Origin of the sequence: Paenibacillus sp. FSL R7-0313 (assembly GCF_037969885.1) — a bacterium.
GTDB lineage: Bacteria > Bacillota > Bacilli > Paenibacillales > Paenibacillaceae > Paenibacillus.
Genome location: NZ_CP150219.1, coordinates 3,794,774 through 3,819,359, shown reverse-complemented (window position 1 = coordinate 3,819,359; position 24,586 = coordinate 3,794,774). Strand labels below are relative to the sequence as shown.

General features: G+C 46.4%; 27 protein-coding genes. 1 reads left to right on the top strand and 26 read right to left on the bottom strand.

Features of this window, described 5'->3' with window-relative positions:
• Positions 1-25 precede the first annotated feature (25 nt).
• The 15 genes from NSQ38_RS16875 to NSQ38_RS16805 form a co-directional block, all read right to left on the bottom strand.
• Positions 26-1,333: an amidohydrolase gene (locus NSQ38_RS16875; protein ID WP_339783008.1), complete on the bottom strand. Its 1,308-nt coding sequence runs from the start codon at positions 1,331-1,333 to the stop codon at positions 26-28.
• Positions 1,320-1,973, bottom strand: coding sequence for a redox-sensing transcriptional repressor Rex (locus NSQ38_RS16870; RefSeq protein WP_062835163.1), 654 nt, complete (start codon positions 1,971-1,973; stop codon positions 1,320-1,322). The genes NSQ38_RS16875 and NSQ38_RS16870 overlap by 14 nt, the downstream gene beginning before the upstream one ends.
• A 218-nt stretch (positions 1,974-2,191) precedes the next feature.
• Positions 2,192-5,053 (bottom strand): ATP-dependent DNA helicase DinG, encoded by a 2,862-nt coding sequence (dinG, locus tag NSQ38_RS16865; RefSeq protein ID WP_339783005.1) that lies wholly within the window; start codon positions 5,051-5,053, stop codon positions 2,192-2,194.
• Positions 5,054-5,194: 141 nt separating this feature from the next.
• Complete coding sequence (locus tag NSQ38_RS16860; RefSeq protein ID WP_339783002.1) at positions 5,195-5,818, bottom strand: tetratricopeptide repeat protein; 624 nt, start codon at positions 5,816-5,818, stop codon at positions 5,195-5,197.
• Between the two features lie 116 nt (positions 5,819-5,934).
• Positions 5,935-6,318 (bottom strand): aspartate 1-decarboxylase, encoded by a 384-nt coding sequence (gene panD, locus NSQ38_RS16855; RefSeq protein ID WP_017687742.1) that lies wholly within the window; start codon positions 6,316-6,318, stop codon positions 5,935-5,937.
• Positions 6,311-7,207 carry a pantoate--beta-alanine ligase gene (gene panC / locus NSQ38_RS16850; protein WP_338587561.1) on the bottom strand — a complete coding sequence of 299 codons (897 nt, stop codon included), beginning with the start codon at positions 7,205-7,207 and terminating at the stop codon, positions 6,311-6,313. Before panC ends, panD begins: the two co-directional genes overlap by 8 nt.
• On the bottom strand, positions 7,204-8,082 hold the full coding sequence (gene panB / locus NSQ38_RS16845) for a 3-methyl-2-oxobutanoate hydroxymethyltransferase (protein WP_036672039.1): 879 nt from the start codon (positions 8,080-8,082) through the stop codon (positions 7,204-7,206). The genes panC and panB overlap by 4 nt, the downstream gene beginning before the upstream one ends.
• A 343-nt stretch (positions 8,083-8,425) precedes the next feature.
• Positions 8,426-9,403, bottom strand: a complete 978-nt coding sequence (locus NSQ38_RS16840; protein ID WP_339783000.1) for a biotin--[acetyl-CoA-carboxylase] ligase — start codon at positions 9,401-9,403, stop codon at positions 8,426-8,428.
• A complete protein-coding gene (locus NSQ38_RS16835) occupies positions 9,390-10,688 on the bottom strand; it encodes a CCA tRNA nucleotidyltransferase (RefSeq protein ID WP_339782998.1) in 1,299 nt (432 codons plus the stop codon). The genes NSQ38_RS16840 and NSQ38_RS16835 overlap by 14 nt, the downstream gene beginning before the upstream one ends.
• A 63-nt stretch (positions 10,689-10,751) precedes the next feature.
• Complete coding sequence (bshA, locus tag NSQ38_RS16830) at positions 10,752-11,912, bottom strand: N-acetyl-alpha-D-glucosaminyl L-malate synthase BshA (RefSeq protein WP_315936022.1); 1,161 nt, start codon at positions 11,910-11,912, stop codon at positions 10,752-10,754.
• 98 nt (positions 11,913-12,010) lie between these two features.
• A complete protein-coding gene (gene bshB1 / locus NSQ38_RS16825) occupies positions 12,011-12,709 on the bottom strand; it encodes a bacillithiol biosynthesis deacetylase BshB1 (RefSeq protein WP_339782995.1) in 699 nt (232 codons plus the stop codon).
• The gene (gene mgsA, locus NSQ38_RS16820; protein ID WP_017687735.1) at positions 12,706-13,146 is read right to left on the bottom strand and encodes a methylglyoxal synthase; all 441 of its coding nucleotides are present in this window, start codon (positions 13,144-13,146) and stop codon (positions 12,706-12,708) included. The genes bshB1 and mgsA overlap by 4 nt, the downstream gene beginning before the upstream one ends.
• An 11-nt stretch (positions 13,147-13,157) precedes the next feature.
• A complete protein-coding gene (dapB, locus tag NSQ38_RS16815) occupies positions 13,158-13,961 on the bottom strand; it encodes a 4-hydroxy-tetrahydrodipicolinate reductase (RefSeq protein WP_017687734.1) in 804 nt (267 codons plus the stop codon).
• Between the two features lie 80 nt (positions 13,962-14,041).
• Positions 14,042-14,566 (bottom strand): tetratricopeptide repeat protein, encoded by a 525-nt coding sequence (locus NSQ38_RS16810; protein ID WP_289389660.1) that lies wholly within the window; start codon positions 14,564-14,566, stop codon positions 14,042-14,044.
• A gap of 50 nt (positions 14,567-14,616) precedes the next feature.
• Positions 14,617-14,946 (bottom strand): nucleotide pyrophosphohydrolase, encoded by a 330-nt coding sequence (locus NSQ38_RS16805; protein WP_017687732.1) that lies wholly within the window; start codon positions 14,944-14,946, stop codon positions 14,617-14,619.
• Between the two features lie 172 nt (positions 14,947-15,118).
• Between NSQ38_RS16805 and NSQ38_RS16800 the strand changes: the two genes are divergently transcribed.
• Positions 15,119-15,988: a YitT family protein gene (locus tag NSQ38_RS16800; protein WP_221820340.1), complete on the top strand. Its 870-nt coding sequence runs from the start codon at positions 15,119-15,121 to the stop codon at positions 15,986-15,988.
• Positions 15,989-16,097: 109 nt separating this feature from the next.
• Here NSQ38_RS16800 and NSQ38_RS16795 read toward each other — a convergent pair whose 3' ends face one another.
• The 11 genes from NSQ38_RS16795 to NSQ38_RS16745 form a co-directional block, all read right to left on the bottom strand.
• Entirely contained in the window at positions 16,098-16,967 is an 870-nt protein-coding gene (locus NSQ38_RS16795; RefSeq protein ID WP_339782993.1) for a sporulation protein YpjB, read from the bottom strand.
• Between the two features lie 94 nt (positions 16,968-17,061).
• Positions 17,062-17,757 carry a X2-like carbohydrate binding domain-containing protein gene (locus NSQ38_RS16790; protein WP_339782991.1) on the bottom strand — a complete coding sequence of 232 codons (696 nt, stop codon included), beginning with the start codon at positions 17,755-17,757 and terminating at the stop codon, positions 17,062-17,064.
• A 32-nt stretch (positions 17,758-17,789) separates the two neighbouring features.
• Entirely contained in the window at positions 17,790-18,806 is a 1,017-nt protein-coding gene (locus NSQ38_RS16785) for a glycoside hydrolase family 5 protein (protein WP_339782989.1), read from the bottom strand.
• A gap of 247 nt (positions 18,807-19,053) precedes the next feature.
• Entirely contained in the window at positions 19,054-19,680 is a 627-nt protein-coding gene (locus NSQ38_RS16780) for a DUF1405 domain-containing protein (protein WP_339790573.1), read from the bottom strand.
• Between the two features lie 111 nt (positions 19,681-19,791).
• Positions 19,792-20,676 (bottom strand): menaquinol-cytochrome c reductase cytochrome b/c subunit, encoded by an 885-nt coding sequence (locus NSQ38_RS16775; protein WP_091018012.1) that lies wholly within the window; start codon positions 20,674-20,676, stop codon positions 19,792-19,794.
• Positions 20,677-20,697: 21 nt separating this feature from the next.
• The gene (locus tag NSQ38_RS16770) at positions 20,698-21,369 is read right to left on the bottom strand and encodes a cytochrome b6 (protein ID WP_017687726.1); all 672 of its coding nucleotides are present in this window, start codon (positions 21,367-21,369) and stop codon (positions 20,698-20,700) included.
• Between the two features lie 15 nt (positions 21,370-21,384).
• Positions 21,385-21,927, bottom strand: a complete 543-nt coding sequence (locus NSQ38_RS16765) for a ubiquinol-cytochrome c reductase iron-sulfur subunit (RefSeq protein WP_017687725.1) — start codon at positions 21,925-21,927, stop codon at positions 21,385-21,387.
• A gap of 192 nt (positions 21,928-22,119) precedes the next feature.
• Positions 22,120-22,542 carry a DUF2487 family protein gene (locus NSQ38_RS16760; protein ID WP_339782987.1) on the bottom strand — a complete coding sequence of 141 codons (423 nt, stop codon included), beginning with the start codon at positions 22,540-22,542 and terminating at the stop codon, positions 22,120-22,122.
• Positions 22,543-22,695: 153 nt separating this feature from the next.
• Positions 22,696-22,875, bottom strand: a complete 180-nt coding sequence (locus NSQ38_RS16755) for an IDEAL domain-containing protein (RefSeq protein ID WP_017687723.1) — start codon at positions 22,873-22,875, stop codon at positions 22,696-22,698.
• Between the two features lie 23 nt (positions 22,876-22,898).
• Positions 22,899-23,405 (bottom strand): gamma carbonic anhydrase family protein, encoded by a 507-nt coding sequence (locus NSQ38_RS16750; protein WP_338587578.1) that lies wholly within the window; start codon positions 23,403-23,405, stop codon positions 22,899-22,901.
• A gap of 44 nt (positions 23,406-23,449) precedes the next feature.
• Positions 23,450-24,568, bottom strand: coding sequence for a hypothetical protein (locus NSQ38_RS16745; protein WP_339782985.1), 1,119 nt, complete (start codon positions 24,566-24,568; stop codon positions 23,450-23,452).
• Positions 24,569-24,586 lie beyond the last annotated feature (18 nt).

Sequence of the window (24,586 nt, the reverse complement as noted above, 5' to 3'; positions counted from 1 at the left end):
TTCCCTATGATGCTCTATCCTGCAATTAACGAGCAAGCAGACCATCAAATGCCAATTGAGACTCACGCAAAATGCGCTCTTCATCCAGCGTCAGACATTCGCCATGTTTCACCACTTGTTTCCCATCCACCCATACGTGCTCAACATCTTTGGCAGAAGCCGAGTAGATCGTATGTGAGATCAGGTCTGTATGTGGATAGAAATGTGCCTGTTCAATGTCCAAGGCGATAAAATCAGCCTTCATGCCGACCTGGAGTGCTCCGGTATTGTTCAAGAAGATTGATTTGGCACCATATGACGTTCCGAGTAGTAACGCTTCGCCTGCTGGCACTGCCGTCGGGTCACCAGATACACCTTTGTGGATCAATGCAGCCAGTCTCATTTCCTCGAACATATCCAGGTTGTTGTTACTTGCTGGTCCGTCAGTTCCGAGTGAAACGGTAACTCCTGCTTTCAGCAACGCAGGTACACGCGCAACACCGGAAGCGAGTTTCAGGTTACTTCCCGGGTTATGGGATACAGCCACATCATGACGGGCCAGAATCTCAATCTCTTCGTCATTCAGATGCACCGCATGTGCAACCAGGGATGGACGGGAGAAAAAGCCCAGTTTCTCCAGATGTGCTACAGGACGCAGTCCATAATCAGCCACGTTCTGCTCGACTTCACGAAGCGTTTCCGACATATGTGTATGAAGAGGAAGGTTTAGGTCGTTCGCGACCTGTACAAGCTTCTCTATGTAGTCAGGAGGGCATGTATATGGTGCGTGTGGCGAGATTACGGTTGTAATGCGACCATCTGCCTGTCCATTCCACTCACGTGCAAACGCTGCCGACTCCTCCAGCTTCCGCAGTTGCTCTTCTTCCGAGCACAGCCCGATTACACCACGTGCCAGTGCTGCTCTAACGCCGGATTGCTCCACAACTTTGGCAACTTGATCCATGTGATCGTACATGTCCAGGAAAGCTGTAGTTCCGCCTTTCAACATTTCAAGCACCGATAGCGAAGTTCCCCAATATACGTCTTCTGAAGTCATTTTCGCTTCCATCGGCCACATTTTTTCCTGCAACCATACTTGCAACGCAAGATCGTCTCCGTGCCCTCTGAGTAACGACATTGCTGCATGACCATGCGTATTGATCAGACCCGGCAGGAAGAACAATCCTTTTCCATCCACTTTGGTACAATTTTCGTCTCCATCCGGCAATGTCTCACCAATATGCACAATCTTGTCATTCTCAACAACCATGTATCCTTGAACAACGTTCCATGTTGTGCCGCCTTCATTAACGGCAAATTTGCCGTTGTGAATTACCCATCTATTTGTTGTCATCTTCCTCGTCGTCCTTTCCAGTCTCCAAGTAATAGGCCAAACTAAGCAGATCCGTTGTAAAGTCAGCATGGTGAATGCGGATATGCGGCGGTGTTTTTAGAATTGTTGGTGCAAAATTAAGGATCGCTTCAATTCCCGATTCAATAAGCTGATCGGCTACATTTTGGGCTTCCGTATCCGGAACCGTAATAATACCGATGCGGATGTTATCCGTTTTAACCGCTTCCGTCAATTCATTCATTGGTTTTACCGTCAAACTGTTGATTTGACTACCAATCTTCGGTCCATATGCATCAAATACAGCAACAATCTTCATGTTGTCTTTCAGATATGCGTTGTAGTTGGACAAGGCCTGTCCGAGGTTACCCGCACCTACCAGAGCTACATTAATTTGCTGATCGATTTTGAGAATGTGACGAATTTTCTCGATCAAATAGGATACATCATACCCGATCCCTTTACGACCAAAATCACCGAAGTAAGCCAGGTCTTTACGAATTTGGGCCGGATTCAGATCCAGCCTTTGTCCAAGCTCTTGAGAAGAAACAGTAGCCACCTCACGCTGGTGCAACTCGCTCAAATAGCGCAAGTATACAGGCAGACGTCGTACCACCGCTTCCGAAATTTTATCCGATTTCATTCTTGCTCCCCCTTACCAAGGCCACGATAAAATAATAGATGAAAAGATGAGCATTCTGTATAAACTCAATGATAGACGTGACATTTTATACAGAATGCTCCTTGTAATTTAGGTTATAAGTTCTTACGTGCAACTGCTTTAATCGGATACGGAAATATCTAATAAAGTTTAACGCCAAACGATAGTGTCATGCAATGATATAACGAACAAAACAACCATTATTCTTGTTCATTAGCAGGTTTTTCCAACCACTCGGTGATTCGTGGAACCATCTGCTCCGTGAGCATATGCTCCATTTTGGGACCTGGTAATGAATATAAAAAGAATTTACCATAGTACGCTTCAATCACACGTGTATCATAAACAATGACAATTCCTCTGTCCTTTGCTGTACGCACCAATCGGCCAAATCCCTGCTTGAAACGAATGACCGCTTGTGGCACGGACAGTTTCATGAACGGATTTTTCTTCTGTTCCTGAAGCAACTCACTCTTGGCTTCCACCAACGGATGATTCGGCGGCTGGAAAGGCAGTCGCACTATAGCGAGACAGGTCAGAGCCTCTCCCGGGATATCTACACCCTCCCAGAAGCTGCTTGTGCCCAGAAGTACTGTTGCTTTGGCATCTTGGAACCTGCGAGTCAATTTGGAACGACTTCCACTATCAACGCCTTGACCAAGCAACGAGATGTCGTTGCCAGACAGCGCCTCTTTCAGTGGATCATAGACCTGTCGCAACATCTTGTATGAAGTAAACAGAACCATCATGCGTCCACGCGTAGCAATTGCCGTCTCTGCGAGTGATTGCACCAGCATATTAACAAAGTGCGCATCACCCACACTGCCCTTCACACTCGGGAAATCACGCGGAATCACCAGAAGTGCCTGATCGCGATAGTTGAAAGGTGATGGCAGCATTGATGTTAACAACCGATTATTCTCGGAAGCTTCCTGCAAGCCAAGCTGCTCAATCATGAACTGGAATGACTTATCTACCGAAAGCGTAGCTGATGTAAGCACAACACTTTTCTTTTTATCAAAAAACAAATCCTTAAGTTGTGCACTGACATCTACAGGTACGGCATACAGCTGGAGAGATTTGCTGCGGAACTGGCCGCTGGCTTCCATCCAGTACACCGTTTTGGCGTCATCCATACGCATGAAGAAACGTAGATTCTCCTTCAATGTGGTCAGATCTTTCAGTAATCCTGTAATGTCCGTGATCAGACTATCCGATTGATAATCATCCTGATCCTCTTTCACTTCAAGCAGCAATTTGTCCCCTTTGCGAACCAAATCGCCCAGAGTCACATAGATCTGGTTCTCCAGATCCTGCAACTCCTGCCATTTTGCAGGTTTCTGAGATGCTTTCAGACGCAGTGAAAATTGCCCCGTCTCGCCCGGTGAAGCATCACTTCGTTCAGGCAACAGACCAAACAAGGCATCGCTCATACGATCCCACAGTTCCTTGACCTCAAGAGCGAGCGGGAACATCTGGTCCACCATGGAGCCCCATTGCACCGAATTTTCATGCCCGGATAACTGCGAACGAAGCATAGGCAGCTGACCATTACGACTGTCTTTAAACAGGCGGGTCAGTGTATGAACCAAAGTGAAATATTTCATATGCATTCCAAGATGTTTACCAGCGACATCCTCCAGATGATGTGCCTCATCGATTACAAGACTCTCATAGGCTGGCAGCAGCTGATGCGCGGCTTTCACATCCGTAAATAATTTGGAGTGATTGGTGATTACGATATCAGACAACCCTGCCTCATGTTTGGCACGATGGTAGAAACATTTACGGAACCATGGACAGGATCTTCCCAGACATGATTCGGATTCGCTCTGTACCGTCTCCCAGAAGTCCCCTCCGCGTCCGCTAAGGTTAAGTTCCTCATCATCTCCGGTTTCAGTCTGCGTAAGCCAGACGATCATCTGAGCGGCTGTGAAATAATCCTCTTTAGGTGTGGCGAATTCACGTTTATTGATTTTGTGTTCAAATTTGCGCAGGCACAGGTAATGTCCACGTCCTTTGAATACAGCAGCCTTAAACGGGAACGGAACCACTTGAGTCAGCATCGGAATGTCCCGCTCTCTCAATTGCTCCTGCAGATTGATCGTATGCGTGCTGACCATAACTTTCTGTTCTTGTTTCACACTTTCGTAAATAGCAGGCAACAGATACCCTAGAGATTTGCCGGTACCCGTTCCAGCTTCGATCAAGAGATGTTTCTCTTCATCCAGGGCTTGCCTTACACTGCTGAACATCTGAGTCTGCGCTTCACGCTCTTCGTAATGATCCAGTGTATCCTTCAGGTTCTCCCGAACCTGGTCCATAAACTGTTCGAAGCTTACACCATCAAGGGGGTTAGCCTCCCGCTCATCGCGTGGTGCACCAATGTCGGTCCAATCACTTACATTAAGAGCAAGCTGACGATAATAGGTATGTCCGTCCAGATCCTGAATCGGCTCTGCTTCCTTCTCACTGCGCATCCCGTCCAAAAACCAGCCCAAGTCACTGTCTTCTGGTGCAAACAGGTCACTGAGGCGCTGAATCGTTATGAGCGGTAATTCCTTTAACTCATCCAGACACTTGAGCAGCACATAGGCTGTCGCCAGTGCATCACTGTCTGCCTGGTGAGGGCGATCATGTTGAAATCCAAATTCGGAAGACACATAACCGAGTTGATAAGAACCCAGTGATGGGAATGTAATCTTCAGAAAATCAATCGTGTCCAGAATACGGCCAGTGAACGGCAAATAACCGCAACGGTCAAGAGCATTCTGCAAAAAGTGAAAATCAAAGGCAACGTTGTGTCCAACAAGCACCACATCATTAAGCAGCGGAACCATCTCCATCATCATCTCTTCGAGTGAAGGAGCGTCCGCTACATCTTCATCGGTAATACCCGTCAACCCCGAAATAAACGGGGGAATCGGCACACCAGGGTTCACATAAGAACTATATATTTGAGTTATGCTGTAGTCATGATCTATGATGGCAAGTCCGGCCTGTATAATCTCACCGTCGGACTGCGTGCCGGTTGTTTCGAAATCCAATACGGCAAATTTCATTGCAATGTACGGTCCCTTCCATTCCAGTCTATGTTACAGCATAGCAAAAAAAAGGGGATTTGAAAATTAACTGACAAAAAAGCGGTGTCCCCGCCGCTATGCCAAAGGAGGGAACACCGTTTTTTGTCGCCGAATTCCCGCTTAATGAAGGGTCGTCAGCTGATTAGCATATTGCAATTTTCCCCTGTTCAACCTGCAAGCTTCCATGTTGTACAGTGGTTCGGTCAATGTCGGGTCATACTGAAGGGCCTGTGCAAAGAGTGAACATGCAGCTTCGGGATTCGCAAGCTTGGCTTGAATACAGCCCAGGGCGTTACATACAAGCCCTTTTAAGCGAGGTGAACCCTTAAGGTACATGATCTGCTGCAAATGTGTCCCGGCTTCCGCCATTTGTTCCAGATTCAGATACGCGAGCGCCAGGTAAAAGCGAGTCAATGCACTCTCCGGATGGTCGGTCACAACCCGGGAGAACTGCGTGATCGCCTGCGGATACATTTGTAGTTTGAAATAGCCCTGACCTCGACTGAAACATTCCAGATGGAGTTCAGGCAGAGCGGTAACAGCTTCCTGTTCCGGTTCAAGGGAAGCAGGCTTATCCATCTCCCGCTCCCTCACCTGGCTCATCTTTTCTTCAAACATCAGCCATTCATCCAGCATTCCGTCACTCATCCGCTTAAGCAAATTCCACTTTTGCAGCAATTCTTGTTTGTTCAGGCCTTCAGCGGAAGGATAGCTCTTGATAATTTCATCTAACATGTCGTTCATTTCTGCGAAAACATGCTGGAACATCGATGCATCCCACCCTTGAAAAAATGGATTAGTGCAGTGACCTGTACTCATTTTTTGCTTCAAGGGCCGATTTCATTCTCCTTACCAGTCGATTACATAATTGTTGCGTGGACTTCCTGTTTCATCGTTTGTACAGGTTTATTCTGTCCATCTACAAATACAACGGTTGGTTTGTGAGTATTTGCCTCTTCTTGCGACATCATGGCATAAGAAATGATAATGACGTTATCTCCAGGCTGCACCAGCCGTGCAGCTGCGCCGTTAAGACATATGACCCCGCTCCCGCGCGGTCCTGGAATCACATAAGTTTCCAGACGTGCACCATTGTTGTTGTTCACAATTTGCACTTTCTCGTTTTCCATCAAGTCGGATGTTTCCATCAAGTCTTCATCTATGGTAATGCTGCCCACATAGTTCAAGTTGGCTTCCGTTACCGTAGCCCGGTGGATTTTGGATTTCATCAGTGTTCTAAACATGGGACAGTACCTCCGATTTTTGCAACCTTATATTGTCAATCAATCTTGTTTTTCCGAATTTCACCGCAAGTGCAATGAGCAGATCATCACGTCCTTGAACTTCCTCCTGATCTGCGAGCGGCTCCAGACTTGGAAAAGCCTGAATCTCGGCGTAGTCGATAACGGCAAGCGGTGAGCTTGCAATCTGCTCGCGCAGAATACGACGGATATCTGCAGCGTTTATAGCTGCACCTGTATCTGCGGCTTCCTGAGCTGCACGCAGTGCCTTCGACAGAACCAATGCCTGTGTACGCTGTTCTGCGCTAAGATAGACATTTCGTGAACTGAGGGCAAGCCCATCCTCTTCGCGAACAATCGGACAGGGTACAATTTCTACAGGCATATTCAAATCATTCACCATCTGTTGAATGACCGCAACCTGCTGAGCGTCTTTCATTCCAAAAAATGCACGCTGTGGCTGTACGATGTTAAACAGTTTGGAGACTACGGTCGTTACCCCGTCAAAATGCCCCGGACGGGAAGCGCCACATAGGCGCTCCGTCAGTTTTGAGACCGATACGGTCGTTTGTGTTGCCTGTGGATACATCTCTTCAACAGAGGGAATAAATACGATATCTACTCCTTGTGAGCGTGCTGTTTCCACATCTCTGGCTTCATCCCGCGGATAGCTGTCAAAATCTTCATTAGGGCCAAATTGAATCGGATTAACAAATATGCTTAATACCACGATATCGCTCTGTTTTCTTGCTGCCTGCATCAAGCTTGCATGACCTTGATGAAGATAACCCATTGTCGGTACCAGACCTACAACGGACGCACTGGACCGAATCGCTTGACGCTTCAAGCTTAGTTCCTGTCTTAACTCTGCGATTGTCCGTAATACTTTCATGAGTTACTCCCCACCTTTTCCTTGCGTTGTCCGCCGTACAGTTGATCCAGAACACCATCCGCAGCATTGAATACATGCTCTTCGGCCGGGAACGAACGATCTTTAACTTCTTTCACGTAAGCTTCGATGCTCGTTCTGATTAATGTACCCACATCTCCATAGGTTTTGACAAACCGTTTGGGTGTATACGGAGAGGCGTATTGAACCACATCGTGGAATACCAGTACCTGACCATCACAGCCTCGTCCTGCTCCAATTCCGATGGTAGGGATGGACAGTTCCTCCGAGATTGCCCGTGCAACTTCTTCCGTAACCAGTTCAAGCACAATGCCAAACGCGCCTGCAGCTTCCAGGGCTTTGGCTTCGTCCATCAGACGTTTCGCGTCCGCTGCATCCTTGCCCTGAATGCGGTAACCACCAATCTGATTAACCGATTGAGGTGTAAGTCCGATATGGCCAAGAACAGGCACGCCTGCTTGCACGACTGCTCTAACGGTGTCTGCTATCTCAACTCCGCCTTCCATTTTAACGGCATGGGCATGCCCCTCTTGCATCAGTCGACGTACACCCTTAAGCGTCTCATCCACGCTGCCATGATAGGTCATAAAAGGCATATCAGCCACAATAAATGTCTTCTCAGCACCGCGCACTACGGAACGTGTGTGGTACACCATATCGTCGATGGTCACCGGAAGCGTCGAGTTATAACCCAGTACTACATTGCCAAGTGAATCACCAACTAGGATCAGATCAATACCTGCTTCCTCTGCTAGGAGAGCTGTCGGATAATCGTAAGCCGTGATCATGGTAAGCGGCACGCCATCCTGCTTATATTTTTTCATTTTCACAATATTCAACGCTTGTTTGTTCGCCATTTTTTTCATGGCTCCTTTCTTCTTTTCAAATAAACGCAACAAAAAAACCTTTTAGTTTTCCACTAAAAAGTCCCGAAAAGTCAAAAAAGAGTCACTTGCGATCGTCCCTTCTGTCTCGGTCCTCTTCGGCTCAGAGCAGAATCCAACAACTCACTTAAACGTATTTCATTCTTGCACTGCGGTCTGCTTATATAAAACACATCAAAGCAGAACAAAGGTTACTGTTACGGGAGTGCAATTCGGTCTGCATTAGCCGATACCGCCTCACGAACACAGTATACCAAAGTTCTGCTCAAACTTCACGTCTTATGTTCATTTTACCAGTGAAAATTCGACAAATTGTTTATGATTTCCAGGAAATCTCACCAGAGATGATTAGTGAATGTTCTCCATCGTGCTTCTCCACGATAAGTGCTCCGGAAGGGTCAAGACCGATTGCCTTTCCTTCAATGACACCATGAGGATTAGTCACTGTAATCTCTCGATTCATCGATACGGACAGGGCCTCCCATAGAGCTGAGATCACGCCGAACCCTTCTTTTTGATACAAAAAATACAATTGTTCAAGCTCCGTCAAAATGGCAGCCGTTAGTTTGGTGCGATCAACGGATTGTCCCGTCTCCATCTTGAGCGAAGTAGCGATTGTGGTCAGATCTTCCGGATAATCCTCGGGATCAAAGTTCACGTCAACACCTATACCTGCAATGCAGTATCTGACTTCATGATCTTCCACCGTAGATTCAAGCAATATGCCACATACCTTACGTCCGTCAATCAACACATCATTTGGCCATTTGATGCCTGCATCAGCTCCTGAACAAGCTCGAACGGCACGACATACAGCCACTCCTGTTAATAAAGTTAGCTGCGGCGTATGCTGAAGTGGTAGATCAGGGCGTAACAGGACACTCATCCAGATTCCTTTACCCGGAGGAGAGAACCACTGTCGACCGAAACGTCCTCTTCCTCCTGTTTGTTCTTCCGCAATGACCACAGCACCTTCTGCCTGCCCTTTCTCAGCTAGCTTGAGAACATCCCCTTGCGTAGACAGGGTCGAAGTCAACAAAACAGCCTTACGGCCAAATAAGGTTGTATCCAGTGCCAATTGGAGGGCAGTAGCGTCAATGCTATCCGGCTTCGTTACCAGACGGTATCCTTTGCGGGATACAGCTTCAAACTCATAACCCATGTCTCGCAACTTGTTCACATGTTTCCACACAGCGGTCCGACTGATGGACAGATTACGACTAATCTCTTCACCCGATACAAATCGTCCTTCTGCATTTAATAACATATGTAACAGATCTTCATGTTTGGTCATCTTGAACCACCCGCTTCACTTCTGCACTTAGTGCTGCATGCTGATTCTCTATCGTTCCAATCGCTGTTTCTCGTAACAAATGTTTCATCAGTTGACCCAGCCAAGGCCCGCCTTTGCGCTGCACCATTTGCAACACTTGTTCCCCTGTGATGTCCAGCTCTTTCAAGTCATGCACAGGAATCGATTGACTCCATTCGGCTGCAAGCTCTTGAACCAAAACAACCTGCATTGCTACCTGTTCGGACTGATTCCGCCATCCTGCTGGCAGTACAGACTGTATTTGAAGCCAATCATCCGCCGCCTGAACACCACAAGCCAGAACAGTAACGATCCAATCGGAACGGAGACTGACCGTATCCTTCTGCTCCTGAACGGAAGTATGAATCAACTGCTCCACCTGAAGGACCCCTGTTATTCGAGAACGATGTTCATTGGAGAATGTCCACTGACGTAATAATACATCTGCTTCATCCTTGCTATAACCGCCAGCAATCAGGATGAGTGACCAGCGGAGCAACACATGCTCACCTGACAGCTGTTCCAGATTGGATAACAACGTCTTGTTGAATCGGGCCGAGCTTACCGGCGCTTTAATATGCGCAAGGGCATCACTTCTGTATAACAGCTCCAACCCTCTTAAAGGATGCGGTCCCGACATCATTTTTACCATTTCGGTGCGTACCCGTTCCATTGCTATATGTTGAAGCAGGTCTTTCTGCCTTACAAGACCTTTCCACGTGTTATGAGCAATTTTGAAATCAAATACGGAAGCAAACCGGACACAGCGGAGCATCCGCAGTGCATCTTCACCAAATCGTTCCATCGCAGAACCCACACATCTGACTCGCTCTTCCTTGATATCTGCCTGTCCACCAAACGGGTCAACGATTGTCCCAGTGACGTCCATAGCAAGAGCGTTCATCGTGAAGTCACGCCGCTGTAAATCTTCCTTGATATCCTGAACAAATTGAACCGCAGCAGGTCTACGGTTATCTTGATATTCGGATTCTGTTCGAAAGGTGGTCACTTCAAAATAATAACCGCCTGAACGAACGGTAACCGTACCGTGTTGCAAACCTGTAGGAATACAATCGTCAAACAGTTCCATGACTTGCTGAGGAGAAGCAGATGTCGTGATATCCATATCGTCTACAACTCGTTCCAGCAATTCGTCACGAACGCAACCACCTACCCAATATGCCTTGTAGCCATGTTTGTTTAATGTTGTGAGTACATTCTCACTTTGAATTGCCATTTCACGATCTACCTGTGTCCATTGAACCACCACATATCACCTCTTCTCTTGCCTGTTGTGGTATGCACAGTATAATTTCGTCAAACCCATTGATTAACCGCAAACCGGCTTCAAGTTCGGAACTTCCCTTCCCAGCACCCGGTAATAAATCTGTTCATATTCATGCCGAATGGCATCATTGCAAAAGTCGTGATGTGCGCGTTGAAGACACGCTTCCCTGAACTCCGCAGCCAAACGATCATCTGTTAACAAACGGATTGTGTTCTCGGCCATGGATTGTGTATCCCCGATCGCGGATAAGAATCCCGTCTTACCGTGTAAGACCAGTTCCGGAATTCCTCCGGCCTGTGAACCGATCGTGGGTACGCCGCAAGCCATTGCTTCGAGCGCCACAAGTCCGAAACTTTCCTTCTCCGATGGAAGCATCAACACGTCAGCCATGGAAATGACTTGAGCAATGTCATCCTGTTTGCCAAGGAAATGAACTTTATCATTCAAGCCGAGATCATTAATCTTCCATTGCATCTTCGGCAAATCAGGCCCTTCACCTACAAATAACAGTTTGGCTGGAACCTGCTCCTGTACTTGACGGAAGACCTCTACCACATCCTGAGTTCTCTTCACCGGTCGGAAGTTGGAAATGTGCATTAATATTTTTTCGTCGGGCGCAGCAAAGTCTCTTCGCAGACTGGCAGCATCCCGCGGATAATATATTCGTTTGTCAATAAAATTATAGGTTAAATCGATTGGACGCTGAATATCCAGCAATTCGACCGTTTCCCGAATCAAATCTTTGGATACTGCAGTGACGGCGTCACTTTCATTAATAGCTAGACGGATCAGATCCTTCAGAGATTCATCCTGAGCCAGAACCGTAATATCCGTTCCATGTAACGTGGTGACCACTTTCAGGCCATCCCCTACCATTTGTTTGGCAAGAAAGGCACATACTGCGTGTGGAACGGCATAGTGAACATGCAGCAGATCGAGCTGCTGTGACTTAGCCACCTGAGCCATCTTTGTTGCCAGTGACAGGTCATACGGAGGGTAACGGAACACATAATAATCATTTACTTCAACTTCATGATAAAAAATATTCTTCTGGAACGTACCCAGTCTGAACGGGATACTGTTGGCAATAAAATGAACCTGATGCCCCTGTTCGGCAAGTAATTTGCCCAGTTCCGTTGCGACAACGCCAGACCCGCCGAGGGACGGATAACAGGTGATGCCGATTTTTAGCTTTTTATCCATCCTGTGGACGCTCCTTTGATCTCCCGCTTAAGCAGGTTGATATAATGCAACGGAATAATGAAACCCTTCGTTTCATTAAACGTAAAATGTGAAATCGTTTATTTGGCACCCGTGCCAAATTGATGAACCACGTAAGGTGTAATTGTAGCAAACCCTTCTGCAAACGGGATGAGACTGCGTTGTCCGAGCAAGGAATCACGGGCTCTTACACGTTCAATATACCCTTGATTCAATGGCGTCGAGACCGCTCCGGCTCCCAGTTCGAATTGGGAACGATAAGAGAGCAATGAGGCTTCTTTTTGCTCATAGTGTTCCGTAATATCGACAATCAAATCCGTAGGCCCGATGTCATTAATAAAGTAAAAATAAAGTTCCTTCACCTGCACGGCAGGCATATCCGGGATGTAGTTGCGAAGCTTGGCGTTAAATACAGCCTCCTGCACAAGCTTACTGCAATTGACATGATCCGGATGACGATCTTCCCAATATGGAGCAAACACCATCCGAGGGGCATGGCGCCGTATCTCAGCCGTTACCGCCTGTACATGTTCAGGCGTAAGATATAAACCACGATCAGGAAGCCCCAGATTCGTTCGACACGAAAGACCGAGGACGCGGGAGGCTTGCTCCGCTTCCTCGGTTCTGCGCTCTACTGTTCCGTTCGAAGACATCTCAGCACGAGTCAGATCACACACGCCTACTTTCAAACCAGCAGCGGTATGTTTGGCAATCGTTCCACCCATCCCAATCTCCGCATCGTCCGCATGTGCTCCAAAGATAAGAATATCCAGGCTCATTCGGAATCACCCGAATTTAATCCAGCCTCCGGCTTGTATTTATGTACCAGCTCTCTCCAGGCAAAATCGCCACGATCCAGAGCCTTAACCAGAATCTCAGCGGTTGCGATATTGGTGGCAAGTGGAATTCCCTGCACATCACAAAGACGCAACAACGCATTAATATCTGGCTCGTGAGGTTGTGCCATCAATGGATCACGCAGGAAAATAATCAGATCCATCTCATTTTGCGCAACCAAAGCTCCAATCTGCTGATCTCCGCCCAATGGGCCTGATTCGAATCGATGAATCTTCAGAGACGTTCCTTCCATAATACGAAGGCCCGTTGTTCCTGTAGAATACAATTGATGGTCCGTAAAAACAGGCTCATATGCCGTCACGAAGTTAACCATCTCTTCTTTTTTACGATCATGGGCGATAAATGCTATTTTCAACATGACAATCTCCTTTAGTCGATAAAGTGGTCAAATCCGTAGATCATTCCTGTATATTCCATAACCTTTTGCACACCAATCTTAACACCAGGCATATAACCTGCGCGCTCGTAGGAGTCATGCCGAATTTTGAGTGACTGTCCATAGTCTCCGAAAACAACTTCCTGCTGCGCGAATACACCAGGCAATCGTACACTGTGAATTCGGAATCCGTTGTAATAACCGCCGCGTGATCCTTCAATGGTTTCTTCCTCATTTGGGTTACCCTGACGAAGTTCTTCCCGATTGGCAGCAATCAGTTCGGCAGTTTTGATCGCTGTTCCGGAAGGAGCATCCAGCTTCTGATCCCCGTGATATTCGATAATCTCCACATTTGGCATATGTTTGGCAGCCTGTGCTGCGAATCGCATCATCAGAATGGCACCGATCGAGAAGTTAGGGGCAATAAGCCCTCCAATTCCTTTGTCCTGGCATTGCTTGTCCAACTGTTCAATCTGCTCCGGCGTAAAGCCGGTAACACCCATGACAGGTCTGACTCCATGACGGATCGCAATCTCGGTATGTGTAAAAGCATATTGAGGCACTGTAAAATCAACCATAACCTGAGGTTTTGTTTCGGCAAAAGCCATTTCGATATCATCAGTCACCAGCACCCCACACTCTGGCAAACCAACAAGGGTTCCTGCATCCGTACCTGCTCCGGAGCGGTTGACAGCCGCTGCAAGCTCCAATTCCGGGTCCTGAAGTACCAATTTCACAACTTCACGGCCCATACGGCCAGCCGCTCCGATCACGGCAACTCTGATTACTTCACTCATATTGACTGCATCTCCTCGCTATGTTGGTTCATATCGTTGAATCCATTTCAACTCAAAAGAAATCTTTGCAAAATGAATTCTTATTGAATGGATTTCATACGTTGCTTGATTTCCTGTAACATCTGATGCAGCTGTCCATTCTGCGGGTCCAGCAAAATTGCCTCACGCAGCGCCTGAATTGCATAGTTAAATTCATTCAAATCACTGTAAGCCAGCGCAAGCATAACATGAGCTTCCACCGAAAGCGGATCAAGTTTGACCGCTTCTTGCAGTAGCGTTGACGCTTCCACATAGCGCTCCTGTGTTGCAATACCCGCCTGCTCCAACAGCAACTTCGCTCTGGAGGTCAATTGTTTTGCTTCCAACGTCTGCAGATGTAAAATATACTCTTCTGTTCCTGGCGACAATTCAACCGCCTTACGCGCATATTCAAGCGCTGGAACGAGATGCTTGCTGCGAGCGTGTGTAATGGAACAGCGATAATATAACTCCGCATGTTTTGGATGAGCGTGAATGGCTGACTCGAACCAACGAATCGCCTGCTCAAAATCATTTTGCAATATACAGCGGTAGGCCTGCTGCATATATTCTTCCGGTTTCATCATTAAGCTGACCCTCCCCGATCGGGTGATGGTACAGCATATGTAATCTACGCCTAATCGGTGTTTTTGGGAGTCCACCGATTGGCATCGCGGGTGTTAAATTTATGCATGACTTTATCGTGCGCCTCAGCCAGATCAATTCCCAGTGAGTTTGCAAAACAAATCGTGATAAATAAAATATCTCCAAGCTCAAGTTCAATGGAATTGGCTGCTTCGGAAGATTTCTTCGGCTTCTCGCCGAATTCATGATTCACTTCTCTGGCGAGCTCTCCAACCTCTTCAGACATCCGGGCCAACATGGCCAGAGGACTGAAATACCCCTCCTTGAACTGGGAGATATACTGATCAACCTCACGCTGCATTTCTGCGATGCTTTTCTCCATGAGAACGGATTCTCCTTTTGAAATGATGTCGTATTTGTTCCTAATAATATCAGTTATTTAGATTCACTTCCACCATCATCAGCGACAAATCATTTTTAAAGAATCAATAAACAGGTATACTAGATGGGAATGATTGCTTCTTCATTCTAATTTATCTACAGCGAGGGATCTTATGAGCACTGCCAAAACCTGGGTTCAAGTTAAACTGGTTCTTCCCATCGTGCTGGGTACAGCCTTATATGCCTTTGGGCTCCTCTATTTTATTATCCCCAACCAGCTTATGGAAGGTGGCCTCACCGGGGTTACGGTGCTGATCAATTACGCTTTTGGCATCTCACCTTCACTTACAACCTTGATTCTGAATGTTCCCCTCTTTCTGATCGGGCTCAAAATTTTGGGCGGCAGACAGATGATCTATACGGGTATCGGAATCGGGGCACTGACTGTTTTTCTGTGGTTGTTTGAGAAGTTGATTCATCTGGGCTGGATTGAACCATTACATACCGAGAATGACTTACTGTTAGCAGCACTATATGCAGGTGTTACCCTCGGAGCCGGCCTTGGTATCGTATTTCGTTGGGGTGGAACGACGGGCGGTTCAGACATTATTGCTCGTATTCTCAACCGCAAGTATGGGTGGAGTATGGGACGAGTATTACTGGGCATCGACTTCGTCATTATCGGGCTCTCTCTCATCTACATCCCCAAAGAAAAAATTCTGTATACGCTTGTAGCTGTATTCATCGCCTCCAAAGTCATCGACTTTATTCAGGAAGGTGCATATTCTGCCCGGGCATTTATGATCATTAGTGACCACGCACCCGAGATTGCGGACCAGATCACACGGGATATGGATCGTGGCGTTACCCTCATTCCAGCCATTGGCGCGTACTCTAAACAGGCCAAACACATGGCCTACTGTGTGATCTCCAGGCAAGAGTTCAGGCGACTGCAGACCATTGTACGTTCCATTGACCCCAGAGCTTTTGTCATCATCAGCGATGTTCACGATGTACATGGCGAAGGTTTCAAAGAAAGCTGATATAACACAGAAACTACAAGAAAACCTCTTTTCCCATGAAGAGCCATTAGCGTGGCTGTTTATGCGGAAAGAGGTCTTTTTTATATACCACGATCAACTTCATATCCGATTAGCGCCGAAAAGGAAAAATCCCCTGCTGCTGCGCACGATATTTACGATATCCGGCGTAACTTAACGTCGCGACAATGACCGAACTAATGAGCAACCCGGCTGCCCTGCGATCAGGACCCTGTACAAACGGTACAAAAGCACTCTCGTCCTTCTCGCGACCAAACAACTGGTTCACCAGTTCCTCCCCATGGCCCACCATGCTCTTTAATTGAGCCAGATCAGGCTGCTTTGCAGCGGTAAGCCCTTTGGTATGAGATAACCAAGCGTCCATCTGAGCAATCTCATACGGTTCACGACGAATCAGTGCAGCAGGACGAATCGTCTCATAATGCTCCTCCAGAACGGTGTAGCGGTTTGCCAGTACAGCCGCAGTTTGGCCTTGATTTGTAGCAGCGGATAAAGCGTCCAGATCGTTTTTCACGATTTTATAATACTGGAGCCATAAAGGCTTGGTTGGATTCGCGAGACTGTCTGCTGCAAGTCTGAGTTTGGCAGAGGACTGCTGAAGAGAAGCATCGTCATTTTTCACCTTCACAACGGCTTGTTTTACTTCAACTACGGTCTCGGACAAGGCGTGAATGCCCTCGACGGTTGTTTGTCCCTCAAAGGAGATATGCTCCAGACTTTTACTGATACGCAGAATGCTGCCTCGCACTTCTTCAATATTGTTCTCGAGCGCCTGACGATACAATATGGCTGCTTCCTCATTAAGCTGTGCAATTGAATTGTTTGTGGACACTTGCTGATCTGAAATCGAATTCAATGCTTCACTTTGTGCGGATACACGATATGCTAAGTTCGTCCAAAGCAGCAGAGCCATGAACGATACCACCAATAAGCCAGTTTTGATCCCAAACGTTCTCTTCATGGACATCCCTCCCACCACCAATGTATGGCGGGGGACAGTTCGTTAGAACAAGCAGAGGACGATTCAGTATCCTACTCGACTTATGACACTTCATTTAGAAAACGATACCTAAACCTGTTACATTATTTCCGCTTTTCTGAATGGAATAGTTCATACTCTGGCCATCGTAAAATTCGATCCTGACCTTCAGTTTTCCATCCGGAACCGAGCTGTCAAACGCATCTTTCAAAAGGGTGAATGTTCCATCCGTATAGTCAGCTGTAAAATCACTGCCAAACTTCATATATGGAAACCAGGAATTGCCGCCTATTCGGTTACCAGATTCATCGAGAAGTGAGGCACGTCTTACGTTGGTCCCGTTATATTGGACCGGAATGACGATTCCTTCGGTTATTGTGCCTGCGGTCATTTCAAACACAGGCATTGAATGTTTGACAATAAGCTGATGCCATTCTGCGCCTTTCGAGAATTCAAAAACCAAATCAGCAATAATGCCGTTTGAAGCCTGATTGAATTTCTCGTTTATAAATTCTTTAGAGATCGTAAGTGTTGAGGTAGCTTCATCCAATGAGTAATATTTTTTATGGACTCCCTTAATGTGCTTAAAGCTGTTTCCATTCAGAGTAAGCGGAATTTGGATATCGTTTGCAGCTTGCTGATTAACATAGATTTCATTTAGACCTGTGGAATAGGAAGAACGCTGTTTCATATTAGCTGCTTGAATGGTAGTTCCATATTCATCATGCCAGTTAAAAGGTGGAACCCTCCAAAACGCACCTGGCCATATCATTGAGCTAACTCCATATTGCGATGCCTTGTAGTTCAGATATTCAAGATATTTCCGTTTTTCACCTGACTGCATTTTCGCCGCGCCATCATCAGGGGATAACAGCCATATTCTCCAATAACAACTCCAATTCCCTTGGAAATTAAGGCATGATTTACTGTGTTAAACATCTGGTCTATATTGCTTCTTGGCGTATCTTGAACTCCATCGTAAAGCTTTTCATCAAAGCCCGTTCTACCCAAGTTGCCGCTGAAGACCCAGTCACTATAAAAATGCACAGTGGCGATCAAGTTTGGATCGTTCAGCCCCGCAATAAAATGATAGGATGCGTTGGCTTTATCCATATCTGCGCTTGTAGAATACGTTGGAATAACAATCATTCTTGTGGCATTATTTCCACCAGAGCTGCGGATAACATCATATGCAGCCTGATTGATCATATCCAATTTATCCTGTTTGGTGATGGTTCCTGTATCATTTTCAAAATAAGGTTCATTCATTGTCTCAAACATGACCTGCTCAGGTTCATTCTTAAAATGATTAGCAAGCTGCCTCCAGAGATCTACATACCTTTTATACTCCTCTGACGCCTTATTTCCATCCCAATTGGAAAGCCATGTCCAGGAATCGTGATGAAGGTTGATCATCACATACAGGTCTGCATCAACGGCCCAATCAACCACTTGCTTATATTTGGCCAACCATTCGGAATGGATCACATAGTGTCCATCTGCACCTAGTGTATACCTTGTATAGGCAGTCATTGGAATCCGAATACTATCAAAGCCTTTTGCTTTGGCTGATAATATTAATTCTTGGGTTACTTGTGGCTGTCCCCAGGAGGTTTCGTCAGACAGGGCGAGATCGTCGGTTCTAAAACTGTCATAGGTGTTGAATACGTTCCAGCCTTTGCCCATTTTCTGTACATATGCCTGAGATGGAGTTTGTGGAGCGGCATTGGCTTGAGAATTCCCATCATCAACTTGATATGAGATGGATAGCGCTATCAAAAATACAATTAATAGTTTTACTATTCTTGTTCTCTTCATCATACATGTCACCTTCCCTCTCCGGATTAACTTACAAAGCTGATCACAACTCGTCACCCCTTTCAATATTGAGTAATTATGGAAAATAATTTCAAAATCCAGTTTCAATTTTATTATAAGATGCAGAATGGAGATATCCTTGATTTTCAAGCCATGAAATAGCACAATATGGACACATTTTGGACACAAAAAAAGCCGCTAAAATAGCGACTCTTCATGAGACGTGTTATTATCTCTCCAAAGTATGAGATCAGGTACGTCTTGCCTGTCTTAAGGCCAGCCACGCGCACAGAATGCTCACCAGTGTCAGTCCAAATGTGAAATTACGCACACCATCTACATGATCATAGAGGGAAGCGGGTAACCAAGGGTAAATATCATATGTATAATCCATCGTATCGTTCAACAGCGTCCAGAGACCTGCAACAACAAGGGCAGCCCAGCGGAAGCCGAAAAAGCGTACATATATAAGAGCTTCAATGGCCATCGCACTATGCGAAGCAATCAACATCCAGTCTTGCCAGTGCTGTGTACCGCCTTGCATCCAGCCAGCGAAAATAATGGATACGGCCCACACGCCATATTTCACAGATGTGACCACGGCAAGCGCCTGAATCACATGTCCGATCCGTTTGATAATGATGGACCGTGGTGGGTACAAGATCCATAACAACGCTAAAGTAAAAAACAAACTCGCTGTTGGACTATCCGGCACAAATACGATCTGCCACACCGGCTGCTCAGCCAGCGTCAATTTCATTTGCTCTCCGTACCAGATGTATCCGTATACCGTTCCTAGCGCATTACACCAAAATAATAGCCACAGGAAATAACGATTGGTCAGAAATTCCCTACTCCAGAAATACGATAAAGCCACATTCCCTGCCCCTTCCTTCATCATGTATTGTGCACGATACAGTGCTGTCCAAAAAACACTTCAAAAAAACCTGACCGCATAAACGATCAGGTTTCATTGGTTATTTTGATTTTACTGTTCTGCTTTCTGTTTCGCAAGCCATTCGGTCAGATGAGTAATCTCTTCATCCGTGACGCCTTGAGCAATCGCTTGATCGTACATCGCAGGCATCTCGTTATAACCTTCTTTGATAATGGTCAGAATCTCTTCCTGGCTGTGCTTGTCACCCACACCCCGAAGTGAAGGTCCACTTGCACCCTTCATATCAGCCGCATGGCAGCCAATACATCCAGCCTTTTTGTACGTTTCCATTGCAGGATCATCCTGTTCCACGATCGCAACTTCCTCTTGCTGTCCAGGTGCATTGGAAACGGGCGGGAGCCCCTGCTCACGCCTCTCCAGCGCTTCTTCTTCACGTTGAATATGTTCAGGCTTCTGTCCACTTGCTTCCAACTCATGCTCGTAGTGCGTCCACGCTACATTCGTCAGGTAAAATACAGAAATGACCGACAAAATCATCAGTGATGAAGCAATTGGGCGTTTATAAAAACGCCGCTCCTTGCCTGTATCCAGGAATGGTGCCAGCAGCAACGCTCCAAAAGCGACTCCGCTGACCCCCAGTACCCCGAGCAAAACGTAATCGCCCGATGCATATGGATACTTCAAGTACTGATACAGAAAAAGGAAGTACCAGTCCGGCATAGGAATTACGGATGCGCTCGGATTGGCCGGATAGCCTAAAGGTGCAGGTTCTGAGATCGTGAGAACCAGAATCCCCACCAATACAACGACACCAACCATCCATTCTTTCAGCAGGAAGTTGGGAATAAAGGCTTCGGATTTGCCGGGATACGCCGTGTAATCAGGAGGGGTAATAAATCCCGCCCCTTTACGGACCCGTGAATCACCGACAAAGATAACCTTTTCCTCATCATCCTTCTTATGTCCGTGAGCCATTGCGATTCCTCCCTTCTCAGTTTATAGTGGTCCCGAAATGCCCTGTCTGCGGATCATGATAAAGTGTCCGACCAGAAGCACCAGAAGCACAGCGGGGAGGAAGAATACATGCAGGGCAAAGAATCGGGTTAGTGTCTGTGCACCGACAATCGTACCGCCTTGCAGGAATTCTTTAATAATCGGTCCCAACCAAGGAACCGTATTGGCAATCTCCAGTGTTACTTTTGTTGCAAAATAGGCTTTGTTATCCCATGGCAACAAGTACCCTGTCAGCCCCAGGCCCAACATGACGAAAAAGATCAGCATGCCGACAACCCAGTTCATTTCACGCGGTGCCTTGTAAGAGCCTGTAAAGAACACACGCATCGTATGTAAGAACATCATTACGATAACCAGACTGGCTCCCCAGTGGTGCATGCCGCGAACAATTTGGCCGAAGGCTACTTTGGTCTGCAGGTACTCCACACTTGCGTAGGCATTGATAATATCAGGTACGTAATACATGGTCAGGAACATGCCTGACAAAATCTGAATAACAGTAATAAAGAACGTCAATCCACCAAAGCAGTACACGAATGCGGAAAAGTGATGAGCCGGATTTACATGCTCTGGAACTTCATGATCCGCAACGTCCCGCCAGATTGGCGTGATGTCAAGACGCTCGTCAATCCAGTCATAGACATTTTTAAACATCTGCGTTCACGCCTCCTAATTCACTCGGGTGTTCGGAACAATGTCGCCCAGATATACCCAACCCTGCTCTTCCTTGACTACGTACTCATCCAGCGGTTTGGGGGCTACGGCAAGATTCTTCCCTTCCTTGTCATAGTGCGCGCCATGGCAGGGGCAATGATACTCGTCAGGGTATTGCTTGTCACTATTCCAGCCTACTGTACATCCCAGATGTTTACAGATAGGTGAGAGTGCATAAATTTTGCCCTGCTCGTCTTTGCGAATCCACGCCACTAACGATGCATTACTCAGATACCAACCATCCTGTTGTTTAAGTTCAAAGGTGAATTCTTGAGGCTCATTCGTAATTTTGCTGATTTCAGCTACTTTGACAGAGGTGCCTTCTCCCTTATGTTGCAAAATCGGGTCCACCGCAAAACGGACCATAGGAAGGATTGCACCGGCGGCCATGTAGGCTGTAGCTCCACCAAGCGTGTACGTCAAAAACTGCCTGCGTGACATCTCCATGCGGCTTGGCAATTTCAATGAAGCTTCGTGGTGGTCATGCTCACTGCTCATACTGTCTCCAACCCCCTTTTTCAGCCAACTCTCTCAAACGTTTTCATTTTCATAAATTCCACGACTTACTAGAACATACATAATCATATAGTAGCCCTAGAACACCGTCAAGAATTTGTCACACATTTTTAAGGTTCAATTGTAAGCGTTATTAAAAAATTGTTGGTAAATTGTCACATTTGTCGTTAAAAACTATTTTTTCCACAACTCTCGTATCTTTTCCCCTATAAATCTCGCAATCCCCTCTTCTCCGACCTCATGAGTTAAGACGGACCGACTCAAAACCAGATCAGCAGCTGGAATGTCCACGCCACCCAAATGACCATCTGATGACATAATAACCACATATTTGAATCCTGAGGATTTAAGCTGTGCAGACAAGGAATTTAATGTCATTGACAATTCCGAATTAGCATAATGAAAGGCTGGATAAGTCATGATTCTCCCTTTGAAAGGAATTTCGACCAGATCCAGAAAATCTCTCAGCCGCTCCAACGCCTCGGTAGCTTCAACTGGCGACTGCTCACCGCTAAGAGCTGTGTATGGAATAAGGCATGTATCCAGATAGAGTTGCAGTTCAGCCCAGCTGTCTTGAGTCATCTCACTGAATTTCAATTCCCTATATCCCCTTTCTATCCATTTTATTCCCATATTATATATGACTATATCTTATAAATCCAGACATTCATTTCGGAATTACACATATCAAAAAAAGGAAACACGCATCTGCGCATTCCCTTTTATCTCAGAAAGGAACTATTTTGCTAATCAGTTTATGGTCCTCAGTTCATCCGTCAGACTCCGGAAAGCTACTTCGTCTCCGGTAGCTAACGCTTTATCGATTTCCAAATAGAGCTTCTCGCTGCGCTGTTTGCGAAGCGCTTCGTCCCACACCATCTCAGCTGCCAGCCCCAACATGACTTCATACGTAACTTTCATTTTATCCAATAGGATGCACCTCCAAAACGGATTTAAGAGCTCCTATATTCTTTTCCTTTGGTAACATAACCCAGTGAAGTTCTGGACATCCGCTCCAGATCGGCATCAGTCAGCTCACGTATCACTTTGGCAGGTGTCCCCAAAGCAAGAGTATAGGGCGGAATTTTACTATTCTCAGTAACAACAGAACCGGCTCCAATCAGCGTATATTCGCCAATATCGGCTCCATTCAGCAGAATGGCTCCCATGCCGATTAATGATCCTGTTCCAATACGACAACCATGAATGATCGCTGTATGTCCTACTGAGACATCATCTTCTACAATCAAAGGTTGATCAGTATTGACATGCCCAACAACGTTATCTTGAATATTACAGCGCTTTCCAATGATAATAGGAGCCAAATCAGCCCGCAGGACTGCATTGAACCAGACGGAAGACTCTTCTCCCATTCTCAAATCACCGATCAGTTTTGCACCTTCAGCCATATATACCGAAGGGTGTAACTGAGGTTGTAGACCTTTGTATGGAATTATCATTATTATCACTCCTTAATTTGGGAGTGATTTTAGCAACTTGTCCTTCACTTGTCAAACATAATAGGCGTAATGTCTCCTGAGATGGAGCGACAGGATGCAGCAAGACGTGTGCCCCAGGCTGTCATTTGTATCGTCCGGCCTTCCTCATGTTCCCCAATACGGACCATGCCAAGATGCAACATCATTTTAACAATTCTGTTATCATAGATGGCCTCAACCGTATCATAATAGAACGGCTGAATGAATGGACCGATCTGACGAAACAGCGATTCGGCGGTTGACCATTCCGAGGCACATTCGCCTGTCCAATACACAATAGAGGACAGATTGGGAATAGCACCTTTATACAATCTTAACCAAAACCTAAATAGCTGTATCATTTCGGCTGTTTTCTCCGCCCCCAGCTTGTCTTCTCCAGCTGGTGATAACTTCAGCATGCCTTGCTCCTCACGAACCAGCCGATGGTGAAATGCATAGTCGTAGAGAAGTGCAAAACGATCCGGGTAATCCTTGAAGGAACGGCCATATCCGAATCTCCATCCACCTTTGCCCACCAATTCCTCACTAATGTGCAGATGCTCCATAATCTGCTGTTGAGAGCGACGGTACATCATGCCTTCAGCGTTAAGGGTAATTTCGTGCTGCTGGACAAACTGCAGGAACAACTTGAGATCATCCGCTAAGAGATGATATTCATCCCGATACATGGGTGGTTCCGTTGTTTTGGTAATGCCTGCTCGCAGATGTGTGGATAACACATCCCTGAATCTTAATTTCAGATCCTGGGGTACCTGATACAAATACCTGGTCTGCTGCGTTGTCCCATTGAACAACCATCCACTCTTATTAAAGCGAACGATGAGATCACGTGGACTCGCGCCAGCCTCACTCTCCTTTTTGTCCATCGATTGACGGGCTATGGCAATGAGTTCTTCCATACCATAATACTGGCGAGGATCAAACAACAAGTTGTTCAAAAAGCGCTGATCTGCTTGATTCAGTTGACGTACCTGCTGCTCAAAAAAGGGTCTGCTGCCCAATGTAGTGAGAATACTCTGGATGAGTTCATGTTTGGAATTGGGCTTGCATTCACATTGGTAATAGTCTGCTATTCGATTAAGCTGGCCAATATCGGCAAAAGTAAGCATATCCGCTAGATTCATGGGTCCATCGCCTCGCCC